A 1,500-nucleotide genomic window follows, 5' to 3' on the forward strand; every position below is an offset into this window, starting at 1 on the left:
GCGAGCAGGGCCGCCAGGGCCAGGACGCTGCCGGTCCGGGGCCGTGCGGGGCGCGCGCCGGGCTCCGGCGCGACGGCCGCCTCGTCCCACTGGTGGTCCTGGACCGGGACCCCGTACGGGAGGTGCTCGTCGGGTTCGTCGTCCCACTCCTCGGGAAGCACCGGCTGCACCTGGGTGCTCTGGGCGTCGCGGGGGTCCACGGGCATGACAGCGGTCGCCTGCTCGTGGGGCGGGGGCAGGTCGGGCATCACCGCCGTCGCCGCGGTGTGCACGACGCTCGTGGGCTCGACGTCGGCCGGGGTCTGCGCGAGGACCTGGGTGGCGTCCTCGGGGAGCTCGTCGTCGGCGGACTCGGTGAGCTCCTCGACGACCCGCGTGGGCTCCAGCCGGTGGCGGGGGTCGACGGCGAGCGCACGGCGCAGCGTCGCGGCGAACCGGGTCGGCAGCCCGACCAGGTCCGGCTCACCGGCACGTGCACGGGCCAGGACCGCGTGCACGGGGCGCTGACCGAAGGGTGGGCGGCCGGTCGCGGCGAAGGCCAGGACCGCAGCCCACCCCCACCAGTCGGCGGCCTCGGAGGGCTCCCCGCCCTCCAGGAGCTCGGGCGAGAGGTACCCGGGGGTACCGACGACCATGCCGGTGGACGTGACGCGGGGGTCCTCGGCGGCCTGGGCGATGCCGAAGTCGATGAGGACCGCGCCCCGGGGGCTGACCAGGACGTTGCCGGGGGTGAGGTCGCGGTGCAGGACCCCGGCGGCGTGCACCTCGGTGAGGGCGGCGCGCAGCTGGTCGGCGAGCTCGACGACCTCGGGCAGGGGCATGGGGCCGTGCTCGCGGACGTGGGCGGCGAGGTCGGCTCCCTCGACGAGCTCGGTGACCACGAACGCCTCGGTGGACTCGATCTCGGCGTCCAGGACCTGGGCGACCCCGGTGTGGCGGACGCGCTGCAGGTGCAGGACCTCCCGACGCAGGCGCTCCCGCGCGTGGGGGTCGGCACCCAGGTGGGGGTGCAGCAGCTTGAGCGCGACGGGGGCACCGCCGCCGTCCTCGGCCTTGTAGACGGCGCCCATGCCGCCCGCGCCGAGAGGCGCGAGCACCCGGTACCCGCCGATCTCGGTGCCGGGGGCGACGCCGATCCGTTCCATGGTGCTGCACGGTAGCGGCCTGCGGCGGCCTGGGCCCGGTGCCGCGCGGACCGACGGGCATCTCGACGGGGGAGTCGATAACCTCGGGACGGATCCAAGGAGCTGAGGCATACGTGAGCACGGGTTACGAGCTGGTCGTGGTGGCGAACCGCCTGCCGGTGGACCTCCACGTCGAGGAGGACGGCACCACGAGCTGGAGCCGGTCGCCAGGTGGGCTGGTCACCGCCCTGGAGCCGGTGATGCAGGCGTCCGAGGGCGCCTGGGTGGGGTGGGCCGGCAAGCCGGACGTGGAGGCCGAGCCGTTCGACGCCGGTGACATGCACCTGGTGCCGGTGACGTTGAGCGCCGACGAGGT

Annotated in this window: 1 protein-coding gene and 1 pseudogene; one reads left to right on the forward strand and one right to left on the reverse strand. The window is 75.5% G+C overall.

All coding sequences use genetic code 11. The annotated features are described in order from the left end of the window. Positions 1-1,145, reverse strand: a 1,145-nt coding sequence (locus N869_RS14990) for a serine/threonine-protein kinase (RefSeq protein WP_035062984.1), incomplete at its 3' end; no start/stop codon positions are given. Positions 1,146-1,258: 113 nt separating this feature from the next. Here N869_RS14990 and N869_RS14995 point away from each other — a divergent pair. Then, positions 1,259-1,500 (forward strand): annotated as a pseudogene (locus tag N869_RS14995) (trehalose-6-phosphate synthase); the annotation flags it as partial.

The organism is Cellulomonas bogoriensis 69B4 = DSM 16987, from assembly GCF_000767165.1.
GTDB classification, from domain to species: Bacteria; Actinomycetota; Actinomycetes; order Actinomycetales; family Cellulomonadaceae; genus Actinotalea; species Actinotalea bogoriensis.